We start from the raw sequence: 24,511 nt of genomic DNA on the forward strand, positions 1-24,511 counted from the left end.
CATGCATAATGAAGATCGTGTTGACTCATACAAATATATTTCCGGCATGACACGTCGTGAATCGTTAAAGTGGCTTGGTTTATTAGCCGCAGGTTCCGCCGTATCACTTTCAGCAGGGTGTAGTAAAGCGTTAGAAGAGAAAATTAGTGATAAAGGACATTGGCCTGACTTAGATTTACAACCTATAACAGCTAAAGGTTATGGCACTGATCCCAATATGGTTATGCCACCACAATCACCTTGGCCATTGACATTAACTCAAGCACAATTAAATTTAGTTGCGGTGTTAGCCGATTATATCGTGCCTAGCGAAGGTAACAACCCAAGTGCAACTGAGGTAAATGTACCGAGTGTGATTGATGAGTGGGTAAGCTCACCTTATAACGGTCAACAAAAAGACCGCGTTACTATTTTACACGGATTAGCATGGATCGATGATGAGGCTGTGCTGCGTTATAAAGCACCATTTGTCGCATTGAAAAAAGAGCAACAAACAGCCATCTTAAATGATATTGCTTATTTTGATGATGAAACCCCTGCGCAGTTTCAACGCATTGGTAATGCTTTTTTACGCTTTAAAAACCTTGTACTTGGTGCCTACTTTTGTACACCGCAAGGTTGTAAAGATATTGGCTATTTAGGCAATGTGCCTATTGCAGGCGATTACCCAGGACCTACTGACGAAGCAAAAGCCCATTTAGATAGCGTTTTAGCTGAACTGGGTTTGACCGAGTATGCTTATCAAGATTCAGTTGCCAGTTAACGCTAAGTTATTTTTTTAGCTAGCCCAGCCCTAAGCAGGGAGCAATTCCCTGCTTTTCCTCCTAGGTGTTTTTTATGTTCAAAATCAAATCATTATTTAATTATGTTATTTCAATTCTGTTTATTTTTTGTGTTTTAAACTCGCTGTCTATCTATGCAAAAACAAGCAAACAACTACTCCCCGTTAGTGTTCAGCTTTGGTCTGTTAAAGATGCCTTAAAAGCGGATTTTGATGGCACCCTTTCATCTATTGCTGATATGGGCTTTCAAGGTGTGGAATTTGCAGGTGACTTTGGGCCTTATAAGAACAATCCAAGTGCACTGAAGGACAAACTCGCGAAGCTAAATTTAGTCGCTAGTAGCGCACATATCGGCTTTGATTCCTTAACGGATGACACCTTAGCAGACACATTATTGTTTTATAAAACCCTTGGTGTTTCGATTTTATTTGTACCTTGGGATGAAAGAGCTTGGCAGCCACAAGGAATCATTTCTCTGACCGAACAACTCACTCAGGTTAATGAAATCGCTCAGCGCTATGCTATGCACATCGGTTTTCACAACCATAATAAGGAGTTTAATCAATTCCAAAACGCGACATACTGGGACGCTATTGCCAGTAATACGCCATATACCCTGCCACTGCAGCTTGATATAGGTTGGGTACATTATGCAGGAAAAGATCCTGAATATTTCATTAAAAAATACCCAGGACGAACCCTGGCAACCCACTTAAAAGTTCGCACCCATCCTAACGATGGCTTAAGTCCTATATTAGGTGAAAATGATTATCCATGGCAAAAAATAATAGAAACATTGATTGTTGATGGCGCCACTCAATGGCTAGTCGTAGAGCAAGAAGAATACCCGAATGGGTTAACACCAATGCAAAGCGTGGCTAAATCTAAAGTTAATTTAGATAAGATCCTCGCTAAAATGGGCGAATAAAGTAAACCTACATCATTGATAAAATAACTTATTATACCAATCGTGTTAAGTTACTGACCATTTATAGCGACAGATAAATACAGTGATAACAAGGCATAAATTTTGACATGTAATTGTTCTAATTGAAAAATTATAACGCAGTTAGCGCTTTATTTAGCTCGCTAGAATGGTTAAATATTTAAGTCGATTAGTATTACACCCTCTGACACAAACAGTAGGGACTAACAATAGTACATTAGCTATCTTAGTCCCTATGAACTCTTAATAATTATACATCCCACTCTTTCAGTGTGTCTTTTAAGTATTCATAACGCCATGAGTTAAGTAAATCGGGCTTTGGAGTCTGTTCACGCTCAGCGCTGGTTAACTTCCAATTCCAACTGATCAACTGGTTAATTTGCTTTTTAGATGCAAACACATCTTCTGGAATGGCCTGTTTTTTAGCAACTGCAGTGATTTTTTGTTTAATTTCTTTGGCTACTTTTTTATAACTTGGAAAGTCAATAAGTCGTCTTAGTGGCTCAGGAAAATCTGCAACAGGGATCACTTTAGCTTTTTCAATACACTTTAAGATTTCAACGCCCGAGCGGTTAACTTCGATGCTATCGACTTCTGGCACATTACGCATTGCAGTTAAACTCATTGGTTTGCGTTTTGCCAATTCAACCAAGCAATGCTCTTTTAATACAAAGTTAAGCGCTAAATTTTTGCGTATCGCTTTGTTACGACGCCAAGCCGCAAGCTCTCTTAATACAGCAAGATCCGCAGGTTTTAATTGCCAAGCATTTTTAATGTCTCGATACAGATGTTCATCCGGTGTTTGATAAGCCCGTTTTTGTGCAATCAACTCACTTTCATTGATTACAATATCAAAGAAACCAGCGTCGTTGATTTGTTCAATAATAATTTTAAAGCACGGTAATAAATGAAATACATCAGCAGCAGCGTAATCGAGTTGTTTAATTGTTAGCGGACGCTGTAACCAATTGGTCCGTGATTCGCTTTTGTCGATTTCAATATCGAGTAAATTTTTTACCATATGAGCAAAGCCCATGCAGTTGCCATTGCCTAATAATTGCAAGGCAAACTGGCTATCAAATAAGGGAGCTGGTACGAAGCCTGCGTATTTTTGAAATACTTCAATATCTTCCGACGGTGAATGCAAGACTTTTAACACCGCAGGATCACGTAAAATCTGCCAAAAATCAAACAATGATAGCTCGGCTAGCGGATCGATTAATGCTAAATGTTCGCCGTCATAAACTTGAATAAGGGCAACTTCAGGATACAAAGTACGACGACGCATAAATTCTGTATCAATTGCTAAGATGGGTTTGTTACGGATCTGCTCTACAAACTCATTTAATTGATTTTGGGTTTGGATCAATTGATATTGCACTTAATCTCCTACAATAAAAAAGCCGACATATGTCGGCTTTTTTAGCTTGCTAATCTTTCAAGGCTCGTCTGAGTATTTTGCCAACGTTTGTTTTTGGCAATTCATCCCTAAACTCAACCAGTTTTGGGACCTTGTAATTAGTTAAATTATCACGACAGTGTTTTATTATATCTTTTTCAGTCAAAGATGGGTCTTTTTTAACAATAAAAACTTTAACTTGTTCGCCGCTAACATCATGAGGGATACCAATTGCTGCTGCTTCTAAAACACCTTCATGCATTGCAATCACTTCTTCGATCTCATTTGGGAACACATTAAAGCCAGATACGATGATCATATCTTTTTTACGGTCAACAATATAAAAGAATCCTTCATCGTCATAAGTGGCTATATCCCCTGTGGCAAACCAACCATCTTGCAAACACTCAGCCGTTGCATCAGGACGATTATAATAACCAACCATCACTTGTGGACCTTTAACCCATAATTCGCCCGGCTCACCTTTGGCTGCTTCTTCACCATTATCTAACATCAACTTGATCTCAGTATTAGGTGCAGGTAAACCAATCGAACCATTGTATGAATCTAGATCATAAGGACTGACAGTAACTAATGGCGAACACTCAGTTAAACCATACCCTTCCATTAATTTGCTACTGGTGATCTTTTGCCATTTTTCAGCAACAGGTCGCTGTACAGCCATACCACCACCAAGGGACATTTTCAAACTTGAAAAATCAAGCTCGGCAAAACCCGGTGTGTTCAACAAACCATTAAATAATGTATTTACACCCGTGATCGCGGTGAATTTATGTTGGCCTAATTCTTTCACAAAGCCTTTCATATCACGCGGATTAGTGATCAATAAATTTAATCCGCCATACTTCATAAACGTTAAGCAGTTCGCTGTTAGTGCAAAGATATGATAAAGCGGTAAAGCAGTGACAACAACTTCTTTGCCACGTTCTAACACTTGATCTAAGCAACCAGAAACCTGCTCTAAGTTACCTACCATATTGCCATGGGTCAGCATTGCACCTTTAGAGACACCCGTTGTGCCACCGGTATATTGTAAAAAAGCAATATCAGATAAACACACTTCAGGTTTAATGTAATCTTTTTCGTTCGCTGCAAGTAAGGCTTCAAACTTAATGGGGTTAGGCAATGAATAGCTTGGCACCATTTTTTTAATATGCTTAACAACAAAGTTAACCAAGTGCTTTTTAAAGCCACCCACCATATCACCCACTTGGGTAACTACGATGTGTTTTACTTTAGTGTGCGGCAATGCTTTTTCAAGCGTGTCTGCAAAGTTAGCCAGTATAAAAATCGCTGATGTTTCTGAATCATTTAATTGATGTTCAAGCTCACGCACAGTGTAAAGCGGATTAACGTTAACTACGACACAACCGGCACGTAAAATACCGAGTATTGAAACAGGTGTTTGTAATAAATTTGGCATCATTACAGCCACTTTATCGCCTTTTTTCAATCCCAGCTCTTTTTGAATATACACAGCAACACGTTTTGTTGCTTGGTCTATTTCATCATAGCTCAATGTTTTACCCATATTGGTAAAAGCAGGCAAGTCTTTGTAGTCAGTGAAGCTTTTTTCAAACACTTCTAACAACGAGTTGTAGTGCTCAGGATCGATTGTTTCAGGCATACCCTCTGGGTAGCGCTTCAGCCAAATTTTGTCCACTCTTAGCTCCTGTTCTATTTATAATTTATTTTTATTAAACCTTAAACTAAGTAAGGCAATTTCACAATTGAGCAATCACTCTAATTCGCAAATATTCCCACATTTTGTGCAAATATACAATTAACATGCACCAGTTTGCAGCATAAAGGCATGAATCTGCTGTAAACACTGCTCAGGGCTTTGCATATGACAGTGGTGGCCACCTTCAACTTCATTTACTATTAAGCTTTTGTAATAATTAGCATATTTATCTAAATTATCACTAATAAATTGATACCCTTCACTGCCTAGAATTAATTGGCACGGCACATTTATTTCGCTTATTACCGCTATGCATTGTTGCTCATCAAATCTAAAACCTGAATGATTTTTAAGCTTTGGATCAGTTCTTAGCAGCCATCCTTGTTCAGTTTCTCGTATATTTCTGTCCATCAAAAGTGCTATTAAATCCAAAGGTAAGTCACTTTGTACCGCCCGTGCTTGGTGTATTATTTGTTTTGACTCGTACTGTCGGGGTGCTTTTTTATTTACACGACGTCGATTCAAAATTGCATTTCTAAGCTGCTCGACCACTTTTTTACTGGGTGTTGTGACAACTCCCAGTCCTTCTATCATAGTGACCGTATTTACTTTATCAGGAAAACAGCTGGCAAAAAGACCAGCGGCCATTGCGCCCATAGAATGACCAACCAAGTGTACTTTATTAACCCCAAGTTGCTCGATTAAGTTATAAATATCATCAATGTAATCAATGAAATAATAGTGTGCATCGCTTCCACGCCAATCTGATAAACCATGTCCAGGAAAGTCCACACAATACCAAGTTGCAGTTAAGGTGTTATGTTCTAACATGGGTAAAAAACTATGACAATTATCAAGCCAACCATGTAATGCAATGACAACCTCTTTTCCTTGCCCAAATGTTAGGCCATGAAGTGTTAATGCGCCACTTTGAACTGAAAATGGATGCACTGCGTAATTCCCCTTTGTTTTTAGTTTGTTTAACGTAAAAGACATTTATTTATACTACATTGCGTATACAATGGCACTACATAATAAACAGGGTACAAAGATGAAGAAACAAATAAGCCTCTTGGCATTATTATGCTCAGCAAGTGCATACGCAGAGCAAGCACCAAAAAACATAATTTATATGATTGGTGATGGCATGGGCCCCGCTTATACTACAGCATATCGCTACTTTAAAGATGATCCGTCTACCAAAGAAATAGAAGGCACGGTGTTTGATACAATCCTTAAAGGCATGGCACATACTTACCCTGACGACCATACTTATGTAACTGACAGTGCTGCTGGCGCAACTGCTTTGAGCTCAGGCCATAAAAGCTATAATGGTGCAATTGCAGTTGATACCGATAAAAAACCGGTAAAAACAATGCTCGAAATTGCCAAACAAAAAGGCATGATCACCGCATTAGTTGCAACCTCACAAATCAATCATGCCACGCCTGCAAGCTTCGCTGCACATAATGAATCTCGTCGTAATTACGATGAAATTGCCAATGATTATATTGATAATAAAATTGCCGGAAAACTTCCCGTTGATTTAATGCTCGGTGGCGGTACTAAATATTACATCCGCGAAGACCGTAATTTAGTTGCAGAATTTAAGCAAGCGGGCTATCAATACAGTGATGACTTTAGTGCGTTAAAAGATATTAAGCAAATTCCTGCGCTGGGATTATTTGCTCCAGTTGGGCTTGACTTTGCGTTAGATAATAACCCAACACGCTTAGCACAAATGACCAATAAAGCGCTTGAGTTACTTGATGAAAATAACAAAAATGGCTTTTTTGTGATGATCGAAGGTAGCCAAATTGATTGGTGTGGCCATGCCAATGATATTGCCTGTGCAATGGCGGAAATGGATGATTTTGCTAAATCAATCGAGCAAGCAAAAGCGTACGTTGATAAAAACCCGGATACCTTATTGGTGATCACCGCAGATCACTCAACAGGTGGTTTAACATTAGGTGCGCATGGGCAATATAAATGGGAAACCGAGGTAGTAAAAGGCGTGAAAGCCACAGCCGTTAAATTAACTAAATTAATGTCTGAGTCTAATGATTTAAAAGCCATTTGGACTGCTAACACGAATATAGAATACACTCCCGAAAACCAGATCAAGCTTGAACAAGCAAAAAAACTAGGCGATAAACCACTTAATCTTGCCATTAAAGATATTATCAGTAGAGCCAGCTTCACCGGTTGGACTACCGGCGGTCACACTGCTATTGATGTACAAGTATTTGCCTATGGTAAAGGTGCTGATAAATTTATCGGCTCACAAAACAATACTGATATTGCAGATAAACTGATCGGCTTTATTGAACAGCAGTAACGTTTAACTGGCATGTTGCTTTTCCTTAGGGTAGAGGCTAACTGCAACATTAAAGGTTAATTATAAAAAGCCCAGTCATAATGTATCTGGGCTTTTTTAATCACAGCTGGAGGTAAACTTTTGCCAAATACTGGCACATCAACACAGAGTTAAATTACTGTCTAATTGTTAAGCGTAGATGTCCACACCAATTAAGTTTTGTACTTCAGCTCGGCGTTCTAAATTAGCAAACTCGGTGTAGGTTGAAATAGCACGACTTACTTTGGCTGTCGGCTGGTCATAAATCGTTTGTCGGTAACTAGGTTGGGCAGTGTCACTTTGTAACTTATCAGCCAGCGCAATACCTGCTTGGCTTGATTTAACAAACTCCGCAGACTGTTTATTATCAGCAGCAGATTGCTCCAATAACCCCTGAGGTTTATTAGTGTTGATCTGTCTTGAGGTAATTTTACCGGGTATGTCTCCCGAGTAAAACCCTGAGCCAATAGGTAGATTCAAAGTTGCGTCTCGTTACTTAGGTTATTAAATTATGTGCCAAATTTAATAACCTTGCAAGTTGCTTTATTAATCAGTTTATTCGCGTCCAGGTAATTTTTTCCAGGTTACTGTATCACGTACATATTTAGGTTGAGCTTGCGCAGCACTGACCGTACGTTGCGCACTGAAATCATCGCTAATTGTAGCCAACATAAAACCGGCATCAGGTAATATGATGTCGTTATTGATAGCAATTTGTGGGTTATCTGCCAGTGCCTCAGGGTATGTTTGCCAGCCAGTGCCCACTGCAATCCCTGGTTCGTCTGCAAGAGATAATAATGCGGGTTTTAATACTTGTTCGTCACCTTGTAAGGTCATCACACCATTATCACTGAGTCTGTAATGGGCAAAATATATTTCTCCCATACGCGCATCAATAGCACTAAATACGCTTTTTTCACCGGTTTGTTGATAAGCTTGCTGCGCCATCATTTGCAGCGTTGACACACCAACTAGTGGCAGTTTACATGCATAAGCTAAGCCTTGCGCAATGGCGACACTAATACGCACGCCAGTGAAACTACCTGGGCCTTGGCCAAAACCAATAACATCTAAATCAGTTAAACGGCAATTTGCCTTAGCTAACAACTGATCAACCAACGGTAAGATTTTTTGACTATGCTGTTGCGGGCATACTTCAAAATGGTGAAATAACTGACCATTATAATTGAGCACTAAAGACAATGCTTCGGTAGAAGCGTCAAATGCTAATAGATTAATATCACTAGTACTGATTGCGTTATTCATGGTAATTATTTCTCTAGTTAATGTGTTCTAAAAATTCACTGGCCACTTGAAGGCTACGTGTGCGGCGCATCGGCGGCAAGCTTTTTAAAAAGACTTGGCCGTATTGGCGTGTCACTAAACGGTTATCGCAAATCACCAACACCCCTTTATCCTTACTATCGCGGATCAGTCGTCCAACGCCTTGTTTTAGTGCAATCACCGCTTGTGGCAGTTGAATATAAGCAAAGGGATCATGTCCTTGTAATTGCGCATCTTGCATTTTAGCTTGGAGCAGTGGATCATCGGGTGCTGCAAAGGGTAACTTATCAATAATAACACAACTGAGTGTGCTACCTCTGACATCAACTCCTTCCCAAAACGACGCAGTACCTAATAATACGGCATTACCATGGCGGGTAAATTTTTCTAAAATAATACGTTTAGACATTTGCCCTTGCATATAAATAGGATAATCAATCTGCGTACTTAGCCCTTCGGCGACTAAATGCATCATCCGATAGCTGGTAAACAATACAAAGCAGCGCCCTTTTGCTGCTTTAATTAAATCGAGGGTAAGCTTAACAATCGCATGAGGCATATTCGCTGCATGTGTTTCAGGCAAATAACGCGGTAAACATAATAAGGCTTGCTGATAATAATCAAACGGACTATCAACCATCATACTTTTGGCAGGCTTAAGGCCTAGGCTTGCGTTAAAATGATCAAGTGCATTATCGACAGATAGAGTCGCTGAGGTGAATACAAAGCCAGCCCCCGTGTCTGCCATCATTTGCGCAAATTTAACTGATACGTTAAGCGGAGTTATATGTACGGTTAAATAGCGGCGTGTTGTTTCATACCAATAACTGTTACCTGTTTGGCTTATATCAAACACCCGCTCTAATTGCCCTTTAAAAGCTAAGGTACGCTCAAATGGGTGTTCTATTTTATCGCTACGGTCTAAACAATGTTTGAGTACTTGATACAAAAAGTCTAAATCGCTGATCACCCTATGTAACGCGGCGCAAATTTCTTTACTTGCCAGCATTTGTCGCCAATCACCTCGGCTACCATCTAAGCCAAATTGTAAGCGCAAGTCTGCAACACTGGTTTCAAGCTTATTTAAGGTTTTACCAAGTTGCAGCATATCCGGAATGTCAGAGCGATAAATTGCTCGTAAATCATTAATTAAGTCCACCAGCTTTTTAGTGCTGATACTCTCACCAAAGTAATCACTGGCAATTTCACTTAATTGGTGTGCTTCATCAAATATATAGGCATCAGCTGTGGGAATGAGTTCAGCAAAGCCGGTATCTTTTACCGCCATGTCTGCAAAAAACAAATGATGGTTAACCACTACTATATCGGCATCCATCGCTTTTAAGCGGGCTTTGCGAATATAGCAATCTTGAAAATCAGGACACTCTTTACCTAAGCAGTTATCCGCAGTGGAGCTTACATAAGGTAATACTTTGGCATCTTCTTCGATACCAATACAATCAGCCAGATCACCGGTGTGCGTTTCACTGGCAAATTTAGCCACCATGGCCAATTGATGCATCACATCAGAATCATCGGTCGGTACATGGGCAACATGCTGATTAAGCCGATAAGTACATAGATAGTTACTGCGCCCTTTTAGCAGCGCGGTTTTTTTACTCGCACTAAGCGCTTTGACTAATTGTGGTAAATCACGGTGATATAATTGTTCTTGCAGCGCTTTCGTGCCGGTTGAAATTATTGTTTTACCTTTAGACTTTAGCGCGGGGGCTAAATAAGCGTAGGTTTTACCTGTACCAGTGCCCGCTTCAACCACTAATTGCGAGCGGTTTTTTAATGCATCACTCACCGCAACCGCCATATCGATCTGCGGTTGGCGAGGCGTATAACCATCTAAAGATTGCGCTAACGGACCTGCTGCACTAAAAAGCTGTTTGATAATAACGATCGCTTTGCTAAAAATAATAGCGGGATTTTACGTAAGCATAGCCCCAAGGGCAAGTGAATACGCAAAGCAAATAGCAAAGGAGCAATGCCCCTTTGCTATTGTTATTATTGTGCGTTGATCGTTAAAGTAATACCACTTGCAGCAGTATAACCTTGTAAATCAATATACCAAGCACCAGCTTGGGGATTGCTAATAGTACAGCTTTCATTATTACCATTTTTATAAGGTCGACATTGATATGTTGACGTTGATGACGGCGAACCGAAATTCACATACAGATCAGCATCCCCGCTACCACCTAAAATAGAAATATTTAACGACGCGTAACCCGCACTGATATTTTGACTAAAGCGAGTCCAACCTCCTGTTGCCACACTGACATTCGTCTCGGTACGATTAATCGGTGTCGGTACATTATTGTCACCATCATAACTACCCGTTAAGGAAACACCGGTAATAGCGCTCCATGCTTCAACCATGACATGATATGTACCTGATTGTATATTACTAATAGCGCATGCTTCATTACTGCTTGAATTAGTGCTGTTACAGTCAAAGTCTTGTAAAGTAGGCGGTGCGCCAAACTTAACGTATAGATCAGCATCGCCACTGCCACCTGCTGTAGTAAAGTTTAAATTACTACTTCCTGCAGGGACTGCTAAGGTATAAAAAACTTGCTCTTTAGCAAGCGCATTAATTCCAGACACTGTGACACCATTTTCCAGTTCATTGTCAGTGGGTGGTACTTCATAGCCGGCATTTTTAGCCAGTTCAGCTAAGTAGCTCACCGCAAGTTTGGCAAATTTACTCGCATGATCAGCATCAAAATTACTGTCGTTTGCAGTATGGATTAGCGGGTTAATATCAGCCATGCGCGACTCAAATGGCATTGAGGCGGCAAAGCCCTGCTGATACCACGAAGCATGATCTGAACAGCCATATCCACACTGATCAAAACCATAACTTAGGGTGGGTAAATAAGTGTCGATCAATTGTCCCAAAAACTGATTTTGGCCGCTGTTAGTATAATCTGTCATCATCACAATATCATCGCTACTGCCATGATTACCGGTCATATCAAATTGCACCATACCTACCACATTTTTTCCCTGTGATTTATACGCCGTTGCAATCGCTTTTGAACCTCGCAGCCCTACTTCTTCAGCTGCAAAACCCATAATTTGGATTGTTCTTTGTGGTTGATAGTTATTATCTACGATTGCCCGAAGCACTTCTGACAAGACCGCAATACCGGAGGCATTATCATCCGCACCGGGCGCTCTACCATTACTAGGATTTGATTGATTAATTGAATCTAAATGACCGCCAACAATTACTATTTCATCCGCTTTTTCGCTGCCTTGAATAGTCACAATTACAGATGATTGCGACCAACTATGGCTAAAGTAATCAACACTAATATCAGCGCGGTTGCTCGCTAACTGTTGCCAATAATCTTTTAACCATTGAGATGCATCAACTCCACTTTGTACTGAGTAATAGCGATTATTAAAAGCACTCAACGAATTAACGGTATTGGTTAGATCATTAGGACTAATGTTATTGATCAGTGTCTGTACCGTTTGCGCATTATCTATTGTGTAGTTAATAGCCAAACTGTTGATTGACTGATTCTGTACTTTAGCTAATTGCTCAGTATAAAGCTGCGCCTCAAGCAATGATTCATGTGCTACAAAGCCACCGCAACGATGGTAATTGTCGTGCATAAATTCACTTAAATTAGCCACTTCAGCCTGTTTAATACGCATAAAATCAACAGAAGATAAGCTGGATGCTTGTGGAGCGAGGAGCTCTGTACTGTGTTTATGAGCTGTTTGGTTTAATTTGTAATGTTTAGCTGCTACAGGGTCAATACTTACCCAAATACTGTCAGGCTCTTGTGCTATTACCAGCTGACTTACCAATAATGACACAGTGCCAAGCAGGACGCTTGGTGCAAAGATATTCATAACAGTTTCCTTTTTTTCTGTGTTTACCCAAATTCAGACTCTGAAAATATAAGGGGAAAAAAGGGAGCGAATGCTCCCTTAGGTGAGGGATTAGTTAGCCGTTATTGTTAACGTTACGCCACTTGCCGCGCTGTAGCCTTGTAAATCAATATACCAAGTGCCCGCTTGTGGAGCAGTAATTTCGCAACTTTCGTTGTTACCATTTTTATATGGTCGACATTGATAAGACGATGTTGATGATGGCGAACCAAAATTAACATACAAGTCTGCATCACCAGAACCACCCGCTATAGCGACATTCAATGTTGAATAACCTGCGCTTAGTTCTTGACTAAAACGAGTCCAACCACCTGAGCTAACACTTACATTGGTTTCAGTACGGTTTATTGGTGTACTACCCGTATCACCGCCATCAAAACTCCCCGTGAGTGAAACGCCCGATATTTGGTTCCAGGCTTCAACCATTACATAGTAAGTACCTGCTTGAACATTGCTGATAGCACAGCTTTCAGTGCTGGTTGAAGTCGTGCTGTTACAGTCAAAACTATTTAGTGTTGGTCTTTGCGCAAATTTTACATACAAGTCCGCATCACCACTGCCACCTACCGTATTAAACTGCAAATTAGTGGCATTAGCTGGTACTTCTAAGGTAAAGAACAGTTGCTGTTTTTCTGTACCACTGATCCCAGTGCGTGGCACGCCATTGCTAAGTGGCTCGTCAATTGGTGGCTCTACTCCTCCACAACTACTGCCAGGGCTTAAATTTGACGTTACACCCACTGCCGCAAGTGCGCTTTGTACATCACCTGGGCTGTAATCTAAATCACATGCCGCATCCATTACGCCATTCCCTGCCAAGTCCCAATTGGTACTAGCGGTCCAATATAATTGGTTTGCACGCGCCATAACCTCAAAAGCTTTTCTAGTATCCCAACCAGCTTTAGTTGCTAAGTTATAGAATGCTTTATTAAATACACCGGAGCTGTAATGTACATCCATCCCAGAATAATAACTCGATTGGTTATCAATTGAACTACCATCTTGGGTCGGGTTATTCATGTAACGCAATGCACCATTGCCTTTGAAAATTTCTTGGCCAACTAACCAATCATTAGTGCCTAGCATATAAAACTCGGCAGCTTCACCAGCCATATCAGAAAACGCTTCATTCAAGCCGCCCGATTTCCCACTGTATACAAGCCCTGAATTTTGCTCAGTAAAACCATGGCTAACTTCATGAGCAGAAACATCTAAACTAACTAATGGATAAAAGGTATTTTGACCATCACCAAAAGTCATTGCTGATCCGTCCCAAAAAGCATTTTCATAATTACTGCCGTAATGAACACGCATTTGCAATTGAAAAGACAGCGGAGGAGAACCAATCCAGTCGTTATACATATTAAAAATGACATTACCAAAGTAGTGCGCGTCATTTAATGGCGAATAAGCGCCATTTATTTCCTTAAAGGTGTTTTCGGGGCAAGTAAAGGAATACGCTGAAGAGCCACTGGTGCCACCATTTAAATTAATGGTTTTAACATTTGCGTTATTCATGGTGCAAGTGTTGCCTGATTGCGACACATCTAAACTACTAAAATCAGTTCCGTAAATGTACTTTCCTGTTTTTAAATTTCCACCAGGGCCTGTAGCATTGGCATGTTGAAGGTTATCAAAGCTATGCAAAACCTCACCAGAATTCGCATCAATGATCTGATAAGGTCGAGAAGGATTAGCACCATAAGTAACATACGATACTTCATACACTAAATGTGCGACATGTTGCGCATCAAGCCAAATCGCTAAACGCGATTGTTCATTGTGTTTTTTAAGGCTTACTGATTTAGCCGCTGCGGGGGAGTTTTTTAACCCCTGTGTAATAGCCATTTTTTTACTGAGTTTTGGCATCACTGAGCTTATATCGCTACTAATATCATATACAGCAGCACCATGAGCGCGTTTTAATTGGCCATTATTATCAAACGTTAAACTCACAGTATCACCAATGACTGGTAATCCTTGATACTGTTGTTGATAACGCCGAGTCGTATCACCATTATTACTTTTTACTTCTTTTAATACGACTAACTCATTACCTGCATCCAAACCAACTAACTGGATTGGGCTTGCCATAAGTACCGATGACGCACTATTTTGCAAAGCTGTAGTTAGGGCTGCTTGCTCATTCAGATATTGTTTATTTGCAGCTACTGCACTTGATACTTGCGTTACCGCAAAAGCAGCAAGAGTTGCTAATGTGATTTTAGATAAATTCACGTTTACGCTCCATTTAAATTGTTATTTATTTAATATTTTTGTATTAAACCGGCACTACCCGTTCCCGATTCAGATTCAGCCTAGACTGTTTTTACTGAAATTGAAAATTAAACAAAAAATTAACAAATGCGAAAGCTGAAACACTCTAAAACAATGACTTAACCTTAAATTGTTAATTAAAAAACAAAAGAAACCCAGCAAATGTAAATATATGGATACATAAAATTAACATTTACTTGCATTTCATTTGTCTTTATTATTGGTAATGTATTAAATGTCATTTCTGCTCAGACCTATAACTGCAGTGATTATGTTGATTGACAACAGAGCTATATATGTAGATAGCAAACTGCAAATATTGACGATTAGCAAAGAAGCTATTGCGGTTTAAAAGCAGTAATGTCGATAAAGTCTCAAACAAAACCATCAATTAATTTCGTTGTTGCTACGTGAGTAGCAAAAACGCCTCTTAAAAGTGTAATTATCAGCATTGTCGCGGTGACATTTCAAAGTCTCAGGAGTAACATACCCGCGCGAAAGTACATTCCCTTTTGCTCATTCCAATATATTATTTAAGGTCAAACAATGAATGCTTGGTACCTCATTTGTTTTTTATCTGCATTAGCGATTTTTATCGCATTTGCTAACCAGTATATCCTCAAAATGCAAACCACTATTGCCATAACAACTGGCTCAGTAGTGATTTCATTGTTATTAATACTCGCGGTAAAATTATTGGGCGATTCAACCGCACTGGAGATTACACAAATAGTCTCAAGTATCGATTTTAATCAATTATTACTCAAAGGCATGCTCGGCTTTTTACTGTTTGCAGGCGCACTGGAAATTAACCTTGCGGCACTCAAAAAACAACGTTTTGAAATTACCGTACTGGTGTTATTTTCGACCTTAGCCTCCACCTTTATCATTGGCTTTTTAAGCTTTTACTTATTTGCCGCGTTAGGCTTTGCGGTGCCTTTTATCTATTGTTTATTGTTTGGTGCATTAATAAGTCCAACCGATCCAATTGCAGTGCTTGCAATTATTAAACAAATGCGTGCCCCTGAAGGCATTTCTGTGCAAGTTGAAGGTGAATCATTATTTAATGACGGTATTGGTTTAGTTATTTTTACCACTATTTTTGCCGTGGCTTTTCTCGACACTGAAGCCAGTGCAGCAGGCATTGCAGAGCTATTCTTTGTCGACGCACTGGGAGGGATTGCATTTGGTTTAGTGATTGCGTTAGTGGGTCATTATCTGATCATCAACAGTCGTGATGTAAATATTCGCTTGTTACTAACCTTAACTATACCGACAGCAGGATTCGCCGCTGCCAATATATGGGAAATATCTGGCGCACTGGCGATGGTAACTAGCGGTATATTGTTAGGTAATATAACCCGTACTAAAGCGACAGAGCGCACCGGGCCTGAAGACACTCGCTACGTAAAAGACTTTTGGCACGCCACCGATAGCTTTTTAAATGCGTTGTTGTTTTTGATTATCGGTATGCTAATTGTCACTATGCCCATCAGCCTAGCTGAAATTGGTTTAGGACTACTAATGGTGCCTGTAGTATTACTTGCTCGCTTTATCAGTGTTGGCGCACCGTTTGTGGTATTTAAGAAATTTAGAAAATACGACAAACACTCAGTTAAAATTTTAACCTGGGGCGGCCTGCGCGGTGGCCTTGCTTTAGCAATGGCTGCGGCAATTCCTCGTGATCAAGTATTTGTGGGCGGCTCTGATTTACATAACCTGCTTGTTATTGTTACCTACGTTGTGGTGATATTTTCGATTATTGTGCAAGGGCTCACTATTTCGCCGTTAATTCACAGTAGCATTAGTGCCAAACAACAAAACTAACATTTAAACTTACTTCTGGCGCCGCGAGCTAATGCTTACGGTGCTAGAATTAGTTATGCATTTCCTATGCATAAGATCCTATAAATATTACGCCCATGTGTCTAAATGGGTTTCGTCTTCCTCGTCTGTTTTGCGCTCTTTCTTAGCTGTTTCAAGCTTTTCTTTAGGCAGTAGTTCTTTGCGCTCCAACTGACGTTTTTGCCGCTTTTCACGTTCAATTCGCTGCGCGTTCGAATCTTTTAGCCCCGCAATATGAAAAGCGCCTTTCGACTCAAGTTGCAAACGAGTGATCTGCCCTAAATAAGGGATCATAATATCCATACGTTCCTCCTTTGGTTACTCTTATCATCGGCCGTTATAGCTTATTCTTTAATTTATGCAAAAAAAACTTGCCAGCTTCCCCACAAATGTGTTTTTCTATATGTGAAATTTACTTAAACAGATTAAACACTTTTGTTTACATGAAGCAATGATAAAACGAAAGTTATTTAGGATATATTATAATGCGCTTAAACCTGACAACAGTACATCATCACCACCATTCACCGGAATAACCTGTCAGGTCTTTCGCTGAGAGGTTATTCCTAAAAGGAACCTCTGGCGAGTCAACATACAATGATTCATTTTTCGCCCTGAGGTTCCCTCGGGGTTTTTAGTTTTTAAATTAAAGGAAAAATGAATAATGAGTAATAGCAACCGTCTACGTATCGCCATCCAAAAAGGTGGCCGCCTTTCTAAAGATTGCCAAGACTTACTAAAACAGCTAGGTGTTAAACTTAACTTGCGTGAGCAACGTTTGATTGCCCACTCAACCAATATGCCGATTGACGTACTACGTGTGCGCGATGACGATATACCCGGTCTGGTAATGGACGGCGTGTGTGATTTAGGCATAGTAGGCGAAAACGTACTCGTTGAAGTACAAGCTGAGCGCCAGCGCCAAGGCGTACCAAGTGAAGTAACTAAATTGTCTAAACTTGATTTTGGCTACTGTCGCCTTGCACTTGCATGGCCGTCAGAACTTGGCAAGCAAGATAAAAGCTGGTTTGAAGGCAAACGCATTGCTACCACCTACCCTGAAATCTTAACTCAATACTTAAAGCGTGAAGGCATAAACGCCAGCACAGTAATGCTGACTGGCTCTGTAGAAGTCGCACCACGTGCAGGACTTGCTGATGCAATTTGTGATTTAGTATCTACCGGTGCCACACTTGAAGCCAACGGCCTTATGCAAGGCGATACTATTTTAGAATCAAACGCCTGCCTTATCCAAAATAAAGACTTACAAGATGCTGACAAACTAGCACTTATCAACAAACTTATGCCACGCTTACGCGGCGTGAGACAAGCCAAAGAAAGCAAATACATCATGCTGCACGCGCCAAAAGATAAACTGGATGAAATTTGCGATATTTTACCAGGCTCTGGCCAACCAACGGTATTAGCTCTTGCTGGCTCTGATGAGTACGTAGCCCTGCACATGGTGAGCAGTGAAACATTATTTTGGGAAACAATGGAGCAATTAAAAGCGCTAGGCGCCAACTCTATCCTCGTTATGCCAATTGAAAAAATGATGGAGTAAGTCAATGTTGCGCTGGAATGAGGTTTCCAAAGATGCACAAGCAGCGGCGCTAATGCGCCCTGCTGTTAGTGCAAGTGTGGAAGTAGAAGCTATTTGCCAAGCTATTATGGCAAGCGTAAAAGAGCAAGGCGACACAGCCTTACTCGACATGGCTAAGCAATATGATAACCGCGAAAATCCGCGCTTATTAGTGCCGCAAAGTGAGATCAATGTCGCTGAGCAGCAGTTAAGCGCTGAGCTTAAATACGCGATAGACACAGCCTACGCTAATGTAAAACGTTTTCACCAAGCACAGCTACCCAAAGATATTAAATTGTCGACTCAGCCCGGTGTGTTATGTGAACTAAAATACCAAGCCATTGAAGCCGTTGGAATATATGTGCCAGGTGGCAGTGCGCCATTGCCTTCATCAGTGATCATGCAAGGTGTACTGGCGCAGCTAAGTGGAGCGACAACCGTAGTGTTAGCAACACCGGTGCAAGGTGATTTACCGATAAACCCAGCAATTTTATATGCGGCTAAACTATGCGGTATCAAAACAATCGTAGAAAGTGGCGGCGCAGGTGCAATCGCCGCAATGGCTTATGGTACAGACTCAGTGCCCAAGGTGAATAAAATTTTTGGCCCGGGTAACAGCTTTGTGACTATGGCTAAACAACTAGTAGCTCAGACCATACCAGGCATGGCGATCGATATGCCTGCGGGCCCGTCTGAGGTGTTAGTGATTGCCGATGAGCGCGCAAACCCTGAATTTATTGCCGCTGATTTATTATCTCAAGCTGAGCACGGCGCTGATTCGCAAGTAATTTTACTGTGTAACAGTGAACGTATGATTGCCCGCACCGAGCAAGCTATTGAACGCCAATTAGCCAAACTATCGCGTCAAGATATTGCCGCAAAAGCATTGGCTAATTCATCGCTTATTTTGGTTGATTCAATCGAGCAAGCATTTGCTGTATCAGCACAATACGGCCCTGAACACTTAATACTGCAACTGGCTGATGCCAACCCATATTTAAACAAAGTTAAAAATGCAGGATCTGTGTTTGTGGGTGACTACACGCCAGAATCTGCTGGTGATTATGCCTCTGGTACTAATCACGTATTACCAACCTATGGCTACAGTGCCACTTATTCAAGCTTAAACTTACTTGATTTTTTTCGCACTTATACCGTACAAACCATTACTCAAAATGGTTTAAAAAACTTATCAAAAGCAATTTTACCATTGGCTGATGCAGAAGGACTTGATGCCCACGCAAATGCCGTTAAGGTGCGTTTAGAGGCGATGAACAATGAGCAATAACCCTTTATTACCGGCCAATATTGATGCATTAGCAGCATATAGCTCGGCAAAAAGTGAGAAACTAACCGGCACAACGTGGCTTAATGCAAATGAAAGCCCGTATGTTAAAAGTATCGATATCAGCATTAATGATTTAAATCGCTACCCTGATCCGCAGCCTATGAATGTTATTAACCGCTATGCTGATTACGCAGGACTCACTGCTGAACAAGTACTTATGACCCGTGGTGCGGATGAAGGTATTGAGCTACTGGTACGCACCTATTGCCAACCAGAGCAAGATTCGGTTGCTTTATTTTTACCTACGTACGGCATGTACAAAGTCACCGCCGACACTCACAACGTAGCAATAAATGGCTTAAGCCAAGCATTATTATTCGATGGTACTGTTGATCAAATAATCAACGCTGTTGGTAATAGCAAATTAGTGTTTATTTGTAATCCAAATAACCCAACAGGCAGCTTAACACCGCTTGAAAAAATAAAGGCTATTGCAACAGCACTTGCCGATAAAGCACTGGTCGTTGTGGATGAAGCTTATATTGAATTTTGCCCAGAGCAAAGTGCAAGCAAACTCATCAACGAATTTGCCAACATAGTAGTACTGAGAACGCTCTCTAAAGCATTTGCGTTAGCAGGCCTGCGTACAGGCTTTACTCTTGCCCAATCGTCAGTACTAGCACCAATCCGTAAAGTGATTGCACCGTATCCGGTATCAACGGTAGTGGCAAGCATTGCTGCAAATGCACTCAGCCCAGATGCCATTACTTCAATGCGTCGCCAAGTAAGTATTTTAAATGCACTAAGGGCAAAGCTAAAGCTGTGGCTCGAAGCCTCCCCTGCCGTATTACAAGTGCTCAGTGGCGAAGGAAACTTTGTCACTCTAAAGCTCGCCGATAAAAACAGCTTTAATATCGCACTTGAGCAAGGCTTAGTTATGCGTGCTTTTACTTTATACGGCGAAAACGATTGGCTACGTATTTCAATCGGCAGTGAGCAAGAACTAGAACAAGTAAAAATATGGTTAGATGGCCTAAGCCAATCAGCCACTTTTAAAGAGCAGGAAGTATCATGAGCAACCCGTATTTATTTATCGACCGTGATGGCACTATTATTGAAGAGCCAATCACCGACAAGCAAGTAGACAGTCTTGAAAAGTTAGCGTTTTTACCAAACGTGATCCCTGCTCTTTTGCAATTACAAGGCGCAGGCTATCGTTTAGTGATGGTGTCAAACCAAGATGGCTTAGGCACTGACAGCTTTCCAACGGCTGATTTTGATATTGCCCAAGATAAGATGATGGCTATTTTATCAAGCCAAGGCATTAAATTTGACGACGTATTAATTTGCCCACACTTTAATGAGCAAAATTGTGATTGTCGTAAGCCAAAAACAGGGTTGCTTACCGAGTTAATGCGCTCAGGTAAAGTCGATTTAGCACGCTCATTTGTGATTGGCGATCGCCAAACAGATATTGGCCTTGCACAAAACTTGTGTTGTGAAGGTATTTTGTATGACGGTGATTGGAATGCAATTGTCACTAAACTTACCACCGCTGATCGACAAGGCCGCGTGACTCGCAACACTAAAGAAACGCAAATTGATGTAAAACTCAATTTAGATCAAAGTAAAAATGGCGAGATCAGCACTGGCCTAGGCTTTTTTGATCACATGCTTGATCAAATTCGCACCCATGCCAATATTGGCCTTGATATTCAAGCCAGCGGCGACTTGCACATTGACGAGCACCACCTTGTTGAAGATATCGGCATTGCCCTTGGTTTAGCGCTTAAACAAGCCCTTGGTACTAAATCACAAATTGCTCGCTATGGTTTTGCCCTACCGATGGATGAATGCAAAGCAGAGGCACAAATTGACTTGTCAGGTCGTGCTTCGTTTGTATTAAACGCTAACTTTAGCCGTGAAAAAGCCGGTGATTTAGACGTACAAATGGTTGAACACTTTTTCAAAAGCTTAAGCGACAATGCAGCGATCAGCTTAATATTGTCGGTTAGCGACGGTAACTGTCATCACCAAGTTGAAGGTTTATTTAAAGCGTTTTCTCGCGCTTTACGTATGGCCATTGCCGCTGACGCCAGCCAACAAACAGCAAGCTCTAAGGGGTGTTTATGATTGCCATAATTAACACCGGTTGTGCCAACATAAACTCTGTACGCTTTGCTTTTGAGCGCTTAGGGCAAACGCCAGAAGTGATCACCTCGCCAGAGCAACTTAAAAACTTTGAACGCGCCATTTTACCAGGTGTTGGCCATGCATCTGTTGCTATGAAGCGCTTGGTAGAAGGCGGTTGGCAACAGGCAATCAATGAATACCAACGCCCTCTGATGGGAATTTGTTTAGGCATGCAGTTACTGTGCGAAAGCACTGAAGAAGGTAATGTGCAATGCCTTGGCAAAATACCTGGGCACGTTAAAGCACTTGATGTGGGTAGTTTAACGTCTCCGCACATGGGTTGGAATAACCTCACCGTTAATCGTGAACATGCTTTAACCAAAGGCCTTAATGCAAACAAGCAAGTATATTTTGTGCATAGTTTTGCTCATACCGTGAATGATGCAACATTGGTTAGTGGCGAATACGGGCAAACCTTCTCAGCGATTGTTGCCAACGATAACTACGCGGGTATGCAATTTCACCCTGAACGTAGCGCTAAAGTCGGCACTCAGTTATTGCAGAACTTTTTAGACTGGCAGCTATAAATAAAGCGTATCAACACAAATTAATAAAGAGAATTCAAGTGATTATTCCAGCATTAGATGTATTACAAAATCAAATTGTGCGCTTATATCAAGGTAAATACGATACCGCACAGTTTTACCCGTTTGAGCTTGGTGCGCGCTTACAAGAGTACGCACAAAGCGGCGCAGGTAAATTACACCTTGTTGATTTAGAAGGCGCACGCGATCCTAATAAAAAACAATGGCAACACATTCAAGCAGCCACCAAAGCACTAAACGTACCGTATCAAGTTGGTGGCGGTATTCGGACAGAACAAGACGTAAGCGACTGGCTTAAAGCCGGTGCTAACCAAGTAGTAATTGGCTCTATGGCGGTTGAAAAACGCGATGAAGTAAAAAACTGGATTGAAAAATTCGGTGCCAAGCACTTTGTTATCGCCCTCGACGTTAATAAAGCCGATAATGGCTGGGCCCCTGCCACTCACGGTTGGTTAAGTGAATCAGAATTCGGCTTATTTGAATTAGTAGATTTTTATGTAGCACTGGGTGTAATTGACTTTCTATGCACGGACATCAGTAAAGACGGCACCATGACTGGTCCTTCGTTTGCATTGTATGAAGACTTAATAAAACACAACAGCAATATTAAAGTACAAGCGTCTGGGGGTGTAAGCTCGCTTGATGACATTAAAAAGCTCAAAGAGCTTGGCGTAGGCGGTGTTATTTTAGGTAAGTCACTGCTTGATGGCGCATTTAATGTAGAGGAGGCGTTGGCATGTTATCAAAGCGCATAATCCCGTGTTTAGACGTTAAAGACGGCCAAGTAGTCAAAGGCGTTAAATTTAAAGGCCACGAAGTGGTTGGCGACATATTAACAATGGCTAAAGCGTATAGCGAAGCCGGTGCTGACGAACTGGTATTTTATGAAATTAGCGCCAGTGTTGAAAAACGCCTTCTCGATGTAAACTGGGTAGAGAGCATAGCACGTCATATTGATATTCCATTTTGTGTTGCAGGTGGTATTAAATCAGTGGCTGATGCAGCGCGCGTATTAGAACGCGGCGCTGATAAAATCAGTATAAACAGCCCTGCTATTGCCCGTCCTGAGCTTATCAAAGAACTACATGATGAGTTTGGCAAACAATGTGTCGTTGTCGGCATTGATAGCTTTTACGATGAAGTAACTGGCGAATATTTAGTGTATCAGCTTACTGGCGATCCTAATGCGTCAAGTCGCACCCGTTATAAAACCGAAGAGTGGGTAAAACGCGTGCAAGACTTAGGCGCAGGCGAAATCGTACTCAACTGCATGAACCAAGATGGCGTACGTAATGGCTACGATAACCAGCAGCTGTCTAAAATGCGTGCTTTGTGTGATATTCCACTTATCGCCTCAGGCGGTGCTGGCACCATGCAAGATTTTGTCGATGTATTTAAACAAAGCCACGTTGATGGCGCACTGGCAGCCAGCGTATTTCACAAAAATGTGATCAATATCGGCGAATTAAAACAATATTTAATAGATAACCAAGTGGCGGCGCGACTATGCAACTAACCAAACAAAACCTTACCCAAGTTGATTTTACTAAAAGCGAATTGATCCCTGCCATCGTGCAAGATGCCCGTACTGGGGTTATTTTAATGCAAGGCTTTATGAATCAAGAATCGCTGGAAGTCACCTTTGAAAAGCAAAAAGTGACGTTTTACTCGCGTTCAAAAAACCGTTTATGGACCAAAGGCGAAACCTCTGAGAATTACTTAGAAGTGGTGTCTGTTCATACTGATTGCGACTATGACTCTATTTTAGTGCTGGCTAACCCACTTGGGCCAACTTGTCATTTAGGCACACAAAGTTGTTTTGGTGATGCTGCAAAACCAAGCCTAAGCTTCTTAGCGCAGCTTGAGCAAGTGATTGTATCGCGTAAAAACGACGACCCTGAAAAAAGCTACACCGCCTCTTTGTTTGCTAAAGATTTAAGCCGCAGTTGTCAAAAAGTGGGTGAAGAAGGCGTTGAGGTCGCTTTAGCTGCAATGAAACATGATAACGAAGAGCTAACCAATGAATCCGCTGATTTGATATATCACTTAATCGTATTGCTACAGCGCCAAGGTCTAGAGCTACAAGACGTAGTAGCGTGTTTGCAAGGAAGACATAAGTAACTATTAAAATACTAATTAAGCGCTGAGTTATACTTAGCGCTTTTTAAATATACTTAAGGAATGAATTCAAAAACATTGCTTAGTGCCATGTCCAGTTTTAGTGCAGAGGATCATCCGCCTCACGCCCGTTACTTACATTCAAGTCATAGGTAAGATCTTAAGAAATTGAGTTGAAGCTCAATTCATGATCAAATGGTTGTTACCACACAAACCACAGAATCAAGAAAAGAGCTTCAAATGAATGCTAACATTTTTATTAATAAGTTA

21 protein-coding genes are annotated in these 24,511 nt (G+C 41.0%); 12 read left to right on the forward strand and 9 right to left on the reverse strand.

Annotated features, from left to right (window positions below):
* The first annotated feature begins 1 nt into the window (after position 1).
* Complete coding sequence (locus H5182_RS17910) at positions 2 to 763, forward strand: gluconate 2-dehydrogenase subunit 3 family protein (RefSeq protein ID WP_145235681.1); 762 nt, start codon at positions 2 to 4, stop codon at positions 761 to 763.
* Positions 764 to 837: 74 nt separating this feature from the next.
* Complete coding sequence (locus H5182_RS17915; RefSeq protein WP_182760404.1) at positions 838 to 1,710, forward strand: sugar phosphate isomerase/epimerase; 873 nt, start codon at positions 838 to 840, stop codon at positions 1,708 to 1,710.
* A 268-nt stretch (positions 1,711 to 1,978) separates the two neighbouring features.
* On the opposite strand, the gene rnd is transcribed toward H5182_RS17915, so the two are convergent.
* From rnd to H5182_RS17930, 3 genes are all read right to left on the reverse strand, one after another.
* Positions 1,979 to 3,109 carry a ribonuclease D gene (gene rnd / locus H5182_RS17920; RefSeq protein ID WP_182760405.1) on the reverse strand — a complete coding sequence of 377 codons (1,131 nt, stop codon included), beginning with the start codon at positions 3,107 to 3,109 and terminating at the stop codon, positions 1,979 to 1,981.
* A gap of 49 nt (positions 3,110 to 3,158) precedes the next feature.
* Positions 3,159 to 4,811 (reverse strand): long-chain-fatty-acid--CoA ligase FadD, encoded by a 1,653-nt coding sequence (gene fadD, locus H5182_RS17925; RefSeq protein WP_145235691.1) that lies wholly within the window; start codon positions 4,809 to 4,811, stop codon positions 3,159 to 3,161.
* 120 nt (positions 4,812 to 4,931) lie between these two features.
* Positions 4,932 to 5,783, reverse strand: coding sequence for an alpha/beta fold hydrolase (locus tag H5182_RS17930; protein ID WP_182732280.1), 852 nt, complete (start codon positions 5,781 to 5,783; stop codon positions 4,932 to 4,934).
* Positions 5,784 to 5,883: 100 nt separating this feature from the next.
* Between H5182_RS17930 and H5182_RS17935 the strand changes: the two genes are divergently transcribed.
* The gene (locus H5182_RS17935) at positions 5,884 to 7,173 is read left to right on the forward strand and encodes an alkaline phosphatase (protein WP_182734183.1); all 1,290 of its coding nucleotides are present in this window, start codon (positions 5,884 to 5,886) and stop codon (positions 7,171 to 7,173) included.
* Between the two features lie 168 nt (positions 7,174 to 7,341).
* Here H5182_RS17935 and H5182_RS17940 read toward each other — a convergent pair whose 3' ends face one another.
* From H5182_RS17940 to H5182_RS17960, 5 genes are all read right to left on the reverse strand, one after another.
* On the reverse strand, positions 7,342 to 7,671 hold the full coding sequence (locus tag H5182_RS17940) for a hypothetical protein (protein WP_149980212.1): 330 nt from the start codon (positions 7,669 to 7,671) through the stop codon (positions 7,342 to 7,344).
* Between the two features lie 75 nt (positions 7,672 to 7,746).
* Entirely contained in the window at positions 7,747 to 8,457 is a 711-nt protein-coding gene (gene tsaB / locus H5182_RS17945) for a tRNA (adenosine(37)-N6)-threonylcarbamoyltransferase complex dimerization subunit type 1 TsaB (protein WP_182718779.1), read from the reverse strand.
* A gap of 13 nt (positions 8,458 to 8,470) precedes the next feature.
* On the reverse strand, positions 8,471 to 10,297 hold the full coding sequence (locus H5182_RS17950; protein ID WP_220491309.1) for an ATP-dependent DNA helicase: 1,827 nt from the start codon (positions 10,295 to 10,297) through the stop codon (positions 8,471 to 8,473).
* Positions 10,298 to 10,488: 191 nt separating this feature from the next.
* Positions 10,489 to 12,354 (reverse strand): M28 family metallopeptidase, encoded by a 1,866-nt coding sequence (locus tag H5182_RS17955; protein WP_182734182.1) that lies wholly within the window; start codon positions 12,352 to 12,354, stop codon positions 10,489 to 10,491.
* 90 nt (positions 12,355 to 12,444) lie between these two features.
* The gene (locus H5182_RS17960; RefSeq protein WP_182760406.1) at positions 12,445 to 14,631 is read right to left on the reverse strand and encodes a M4 family metallopeptidase; all 2,187 of its coding nucleotides are present in this window, start codon (positions 14,629 to 14,631) and stop codon (positions 12,445 to 12,447) included.
* Between the two features lie 585 nt (positions 14,632 to 15,216).
* Here H5182_RS17960 and H5182_RS17965 point away from each other — a divergent pair.
* On the forward strand, positions 15,217 to 16,497 hold the full coding sequence (locus H5182_RS17965; RefSeq protein WP_145235717.1) for a sodium:proton antiporter: 1,281 nt from the start codon (positions 15,217 to 15,219) through the stop codon (positions 16,495 to 16,497).
* Positions 16,498 to 16,584: 87 nt separating this feature from the next.
* Here the strand turns inward: H5182_RS17965 and H5182_RS17970 are convergent, their stop codons facing one another.
* A complete protein-coding gene (locus tag H5182_RS17970) occupies positions 16,585 to 16,818 on the reverse strand; it encodes a hypothetical protein (protein ID WP_149980207.1) in 234 nt (77 codons plus the stop codon).
* 361 nt (positions 16,819 to 17,179) lie between these two features.
* Here H5182_RS17970 and hisG point away from each other — a divergent pair, with 361 nt between their 5' ends.
* Genes hisG through hisIE form a run of 8 tightly spaced genes read left to right on the forward strand, consistent with a single transcriptional unit; the run spans position 17,180 to position 24,244 of the window.
* Positions 17,180 to 18,079, forward strand: a complete 900-nt coding sequence (gene hisG, locus H5182_RS17975; protein WP_145235723.1) for an ATP phosphoribosyltransferase — start codon at positions 17,180 to 17,182, stop codon at positions 18,077 to 18,079.
* A 4-nt stretch (positions 18,080 to 18,083) separates the two neighbouring features.
* Positions 18,084 to 19,385, forward strand: a complete 1,302-nt coding sequence (hisD, locus tag H5182_RS17980) for a histidinol dehydrogenase (RefSeq protein WP_145235726.1) — start codon at positions 18,084 to 18,086, stop codon at positions 19,383 to 19,385.
* Positions 19,375 to 20,460 carry a histidinol-phosphate transaminase gene (hisC, locus tag H5182_RS17985; protein WP_182734178.1) on the forward strand — a complete coding sequence of 362 codons (1,086 nt, stop codon included), beginning with the start codon at positions 19,375 to 19,377 and terminating at the stop codon, positions 20,458 to 20,460. Before hisD ends, hisC begins: the two co-directional genes overlap by 11 nt.
* Positions 20,457 to 21,518: a bifunctional histidinol-phosphatase/imidazoleglycerol-phosphate dehydratase HisB gene (gene hisB, locus H5182_RS17990; RefSeq protein ID WP_145235732.1), complete on the forward strand. Its 1,062-nt coding sequence runs from the start codon at positions 20,457 to 20,459 to the stop codon at positions 21,516 to 21,518. The genes hisC and hisB overlap by 4 nt, the downstream gene beginning before the upstream one ends.
* On the forward strand, positions 21,515 to 22,105 hold the full coding sequence (gene hisH / locus H5182_RS17995; RefSeq protein ID WP_182760407.1) for an imidazole glycerol phosphate synthase subunit HisH: 591 nt from the start codon (positions 21,515 to 21,517) through the stop codon (positions 22,103 to 22,105). Before hisB ends, hisH begins: the two co-directional genes overlap by 4 nt.
* Before the next feature lie 38 nt (positions 22,106 to 22,143).
* A complete protein-coding gene (locus H5182_RS18000) occupies positions 22,144 to 22,878 on the forward strand; it encodes a 1-(5-phosphoribosyl)-5-[(5-phosphoribosylamino)methylideneamino] imidazole-4-carboxamide isomerase (RefSeq protein ID WP_182734177.1) in 735 nt (244 codons plus the stop codon).
* The gene (gene hisF / locus H5182_RS18005) at positions 22,860 to 23,639 is read left to right on the forward strand and encodes an imidazole glycerol phosphate synthase subunit HisF (protein ID WP_182732287.1); all 780 of its coding nucleotides are present in this window, start codon (positions 22,860 to 22,862) and stop codon (positions 23,637 to 23,639) included. The genes H5182_RS18000 and hisF overlap by 19 nt, the downstream gene beginning before the upstream one ends.
* Positions 23,630 to 24,244, forward strand: coding sequence for a bifunctional phosphoribosyl-AMP cyclohydrolase/phosphoribosyl-ATP diphosphatase HisIE (gene hisIE / locus H5182_RS18010; RefSeq protein ID WP_182734175.1), 615 nt, complete (start codon positions 23,630 to 23,632; stop codon positions 24,242 to 24,244). Before hisF ends, hisIE begins: the two co-directional genes overlap by 10 nt.
* Positions 24,245 to 24,511 lie beyond the last annotated feature (267 nt).

It is taken from the genome of Pseudoalteromonas sp. SG44-17, assembly GCF_014164235.1.
In the GTDB taxonomy this organism is placed as follows: Bacteria; Pseudomonadota; Gammaproteobacteria; order Enterobacterales; family Alteromonadaceae; genus Pseudoalteromonas; species Pseudoalteromonas rhizosphaerae.